Consider the following 4,876-nt stretch of genomic DNA (forward strand, 5'->3'; position numbering starts at 1 on the left):
ACTCGGCTACCTGAGCCCGGACGAATACGAGACCGCCTGGCACACCCAGACCGAGCCAGATAACCTCACCCCTGCCCCGACCGGAAGCAGGTAACCACCGCTCCGTCGAAACGGGGGGAACTCACCGGGACCTCACCCAACAATCCGTCGCGTACCCGGTCGCCGTGGCGCAACGATTGCTGCCCGGCCTTCCGGCCTTCTAGCCATCAGGCTGAACAGCTCAGGCACCGCCTTGATAATGCTCGGTCGATCCTCCCGGTCGGCCCACCGGAGCGATCACGAGGCTGATCAGGTTGGCGGGAGGCTTCATGCCGGGCACCAATAGCAGTCCGACGAGCACCGCCTAAGGTTTGTGGGCGATAGGCGGCTCAAAACGGCGAGCCCCATCGAACGGTCTCCGCACTCTGATCGAGCGAGGAAAACATGCGCTCGCGCGAGACTCAGGTCACCAGGTCAACTTCGACTGATTGTCGCTGAGATCCGTCAGCGTCGCAGACGAGATAGGACTCAGAACTGTCCCCGGTCCAGTCGCGAGGTCGGACATGAAGTCGGCAGTCCGTTGACCCGATGCCGAGTCCTTTTGTCGCAGCAAGCCTTCCCTTGGTCGGCTGGCGTACAAGGTCAGAATACGACGCCACAGCTAGCAGTCCTATGCCACAGGCGGTGAACCAGGCGGCAACTGTCCTTGGGAAGGCGGCGTTGTCGGCGGAACCTCAGGCGGCGGACGCCTAATTTGGACGCGCAGCGCTTTGAGCAGCTTCAACGCGTGCTCCCGCTTGTCTTTATCGTCGGTGCCCATGGACCAGATCGTGACGACGGCGATCAGCAGTTCACGTAGGGCAAATGACACGCCCGTCAACAGGCCTGCGTGATACAGGTACTCAACCCACGGTGGCATTCGCCCGGTCCTCCTACTGATCCTTAAAACTCAGCAGGTTCCTTCGGGCTCCGTATTGATTGTGGGTCGCAATCGAAGCTGCTTGCTGAGAGTTTGGCTGTGTAACAAGTCACATCACTGACGTGGTCCTAGCCGGGCTGATCGGGGACGGCCACGCGGTAGCGGCGTTCTGTGCGAGGTAACAACTCACATCACTGCGAGGGAAGTAGTCACCTCGCTGCGAGCCTCCTGCGGTTCGCCGTCGTTCTGGTCTAGTCGCCGGCTCGATGCGCGGGATCTTGGAGGGCGACCACTACTCAATCCGTCAGGCCGCTGGTGGCGTCTCCGGCGTTCCGGCGGCACTGCTCCTGCGGCCACGTTGGCACGACCTTGGGCGATGAGGCGCTGGGTCATGCTGCAAGTCGAGTCTCGGCTTGGGGATGCGTAGTGCGGCAAGCGCATGACGATGACCTTGACGTCCGCTGTCAGGGACCAGAGGGTGACCTTGGTGGTCGGCCAGGCACGCACGACTCTGTGGCCACGCCGGCCTAGACGCTCGCTGAGACCGATGAGTCGGGCATTCCAGGTCGGCATCTGCTTGGTCTCTCCTACATGACCTTCGGGACGGGTCCTACGGGAACTCTTACTCCGTCCAACAACTTGGTGAGGAGGTTCTTGACGAAGTGAGCTCAAGGAAGTTTGTGATGCGCGGAAAGGCTTGCTATCAGAAGGATCAGTCGGAGAGTAGCCAATCTGCTATCTCGCAATCTGCTATGCGGCAGATTATACTAGTCACACGACTAGTTTGGCAGATGTGTCAAGTTGATCTCTAAAAGCCTTGCCGATAGAGGCTCTCGTGCTAGTCGGTCGTGGTAGGTAGGCATGTGCTGCGGAAGCGTCGCGGCGATCTGGACCAGAGGTAACCGCTGCTGGGACGGCATCCCGCTAAAGTCCATCTGATCCACCCAAAGAAGCAGCCCCCGGCCACATCGGTCGGAGGCTTCTGGCTTGGCATTGGACGGGAGCCATCGGTGATCCTCTGATCACGGTAAACTTCGATGTTCAGCAAACGCTCATGCTGTCGGGAGGTCGCCGTGGTGGAGGCCGTGCTGTATCTCGATCCGCCGCCGCATTCCTGGCGCACTCGAAGGATCAACGTCAGTCCGGAAGCTAATTTCGCTGTTGTCGAGCTCGACCGTGAGCACTACGCGGAGACCCACGAACGCGGAGCTACGTCTTTGCCGCCGGAGTACGCGGCGGCTATAGAGCGGCTACGCATGGTCTGTTTCGACCGGATCTGGCTCGAGGGCTATTCAGGCAGCCTCGCGTGGGGTAGTGGGAATTACCGGGTGACGTTGTATGTGCCATACCCGCATGAAGGTGAGACCGCCGAGGCTCTACGTGCGGCCGAAGTGGAGGATGATTACTCGAAGCTGGAGGACTTGGCTAGCCGGTTGACGCTGCCTGTCGATGACTGGCTCGCGCCGGGGGAGCGGCTGCTCCGGCGTGGTGTGGATTTCCAGACGCGGCCGGGTACGTTCCTGCGGTTCCTCCGGGCGAAGGCCGCGAGCTTGGATCTTCGGCTGAACGGACGCGCGGTACCAGAGGGAGTGTGGATCCGTCCGCAGCTCTCCAAAGTCGGGAAATTGAATCGGTCGGCGTTCCCTGAGAACTACACCGACCAGCCAGACCGTTGGAGCGACGCTCCTCCGCAGACAGGTCTATTGCGACCGCTCGAAACCCGGGTGAGGCGCGGTGATCACAGCAAGCATGCCCTCCCAACCGACCTGCGGCGGCTCGGGGCTCGGCCGAGGGTTGACTGTCCGTGCGGCTTCCGAGGGGCTTTCGGCGGGTACGGCGTCGCCGAGCACGAGGCACACCACCAACTGTGGTCGATCGGACTTCGAGTGCCCAAGACCGTGCCGTGGGAGTTCGGCAATCTCGCGGTGGTGACGACACAGTCGAGCGTTGCTTGGCGGCGGCTGGCAGCGCAGCTTGCTCGGGCGCCGAAGCGAGAGAATCACTACGACTTCGCGAGTTGGGAGGTCGGTGACCGGCCGGAACCAAGTAGCACGAACCGGCGGGCGTTGTTGTTGCGTCATGGCGAGTACGCGGTCGGCTATCTGGTTGCCGCCGATCTCGCCCGCCATCGGCGTTGGGATCTTGAGTCGGACGTCTACGCCGGCGAGGACACCACCGTGCGGCCGTCGATAGATCTGATCTGGGTCGCCGCTGTGCACCGGGGGCGCGGCGTCGGCGGTGCGTTGGTCTCTGCATTGGCGCAGGACTTTGGGTGTGCTGTCGCCGATGTGTCGTGGTCGGATCCGGTCAGTAACGCTGGTCAGCGCTTGGCCCGTCGTATCTCCCCAGGCGGCATCTGGGTGCACTGACGGATGACGGCCGAGGCCCGGCTACAACCGGGCCTCGGCCGCTTGGTCAGCTGACTGCTTTGAGGTGGCGCTGGCGGGGAACGCTGGCGGCGGCTTTCTCGGCGGCGTCGAAGGCGAGGTCTGGTAGGACGGTGGTGTAGAGGTCGCTGGTGGTGGTGGCTGAAGCGTGCCGGAGCAGGTCTTGTACGACTTTCATGTCGACGCCTGCAGCGAGGTTGATGGTGGCGGCGCCGTGACGTAGACCGTGCAGGCCGATCGGGGGGAGTCCGGCTTGTCTGAGGCGGAAGTAGAAGTGGTCGGTGACGTCGGCCGGGTGCAGCATCGCTCCGGTTTCGGTGGTGAACATCAGACCGGTCTCGGTCCACTTGTCTGCGGCGGCCAGTCGTTCTTGGCGTTGCTGGGCCAGATGGTTGTCCAGGGCGAGGACGGTTGCGGCGTCGAGGGGAACGTCGTCGTAGCTGCCGTCGGTTTTGGGTCGTTCGAGGCGGGCTTGCCAGCCGTGCTGGACGACTTGCCAGGCGATGGTGACTTTCTTGCGGCGGCTGTCGTATTCGGCGCGGTGCAGGCCGCAGCCTTCACCTCGTCGTAGCCCGCGGTAGGCGATGGTGTGGAACAACGCGTATAGGCGGTCGCCGCAGGCGATGAGATGGTCGAGGAAGACGCCGGTTTGTTCCGGTGTCCAAACCATGACCGCGTCCTCGGGGAGCTTCCCGGTGAGTTTCCACTCGGCGACGCGCTCGTCGGTCCAGAGGAGTTTCTTAGGTGCCTTCGCGGGGGCGATCTCGACGTATTTGACAGGGTTGGCGGGTGGGACGATGCCGCGTTGGATGCCCCAGTTGTAGCCCGCGCGCAGAGTGGCCAAGATGCGATGCTGGGTCGCGATACCCACTTTGCGCATCCCGGTGACCTGGCGGTGTTTGGCCGGGTCCGGGCTGGCGCGGAGCTGGTCGATGAGGGAGTTGCGTTCCTCGATCTTGTCGAGCAACCCGGTCTCGATGAGGCCGGCGGTGAGCCGGTCGGCCGCGACCGTGCCCAGGTTCGGAATGATGTGGTTGTCGATGTGGCCTTGGTACGAGCGGCGGGTGCCCTCCTTGATCTTCTTCCGCTTACCGCGGCTCCCGCCGCGGCTGGAGATGAACATGGTCATCAGACCCGCCACGTCCGGAACGGCGTCGAGTTTCTCAACCGCGTAGAGCAGCCGCTGGACGGTAGCGGCGTCGGGGACTTGTTGATCGGCGTTGACCGCCTTCTCGACGATGTCGCCGACCCGGGCGAGGTGGGTGGTGTCGCCGGGCTCGCAGGCGGCCAGAGCGTTGGTGATGCGGTGCAGCACATCGCTGGCCGCCGTCTGGCTGGCGAACCCGGCACGGCGTAGCGGGCGGCGGCGGCCGTCGGCCGCGCGGGGAAGTTCGATCTGGTACTGCCAGACGCCGTGGTTCGGGTTCCAGCTGTTTCCGCGGCGCAACTTGGGGCAGTGGCTACCTGAGTTCCCCCCGGTTTGGTGGAGCCTCTCAAACATGATCGACTGATCATGGGGAGGACGTTCTGTGGCCGCACCGAAGAAGTACCCCGACGAACTGAGGGCGCGTGCTGTGCGTCTGTATCGCGA

The 4,876-nt window shown here is 63.4% G+C and carries 2 protein-coding genes; one reads left to right on the forward strand and one right to left on the reverse strand.

Annotated features, from left to right (window positions below; translation table 11 throughout):
* The first annotated feature begins 1,974 nt into the window (after positions 1–1,974).
* Positions 1,975–3,267, forward strand: a complete 1,293-nt coding sequence (locus QSK31_RS48255; RefSeq protein ID WP_285691952.1) for a GNAT family N-acetyltransferase — start codon at positions 1,975–1,977, stop codon at positions 3,265–3,267.
* Between the two features lie 46 nt (positions 3,268–3,313).
* Here QSK31_RS48255 and QSK31_RS48260 read toward each other — a convergent pair.
* Positions 3,314–4,876 (reverse strand): tyrosine-type recombinase/integrase (locus QSK31_RS48260; RefSeq protein WP_285691953.1); only part of this gene is annotated, 1,563 nt, incomplete at its 5' end.

It is taken from the genome of Actinoplanes sp. NBRC 103695 (assembly GCF_030269485.1).
Classification (GTDB): domain Bacteria; phylum Actinomycetota; class Actinomycetes; order Mycobacteriales; family Micromonosporaceae; genus Actinoplanes.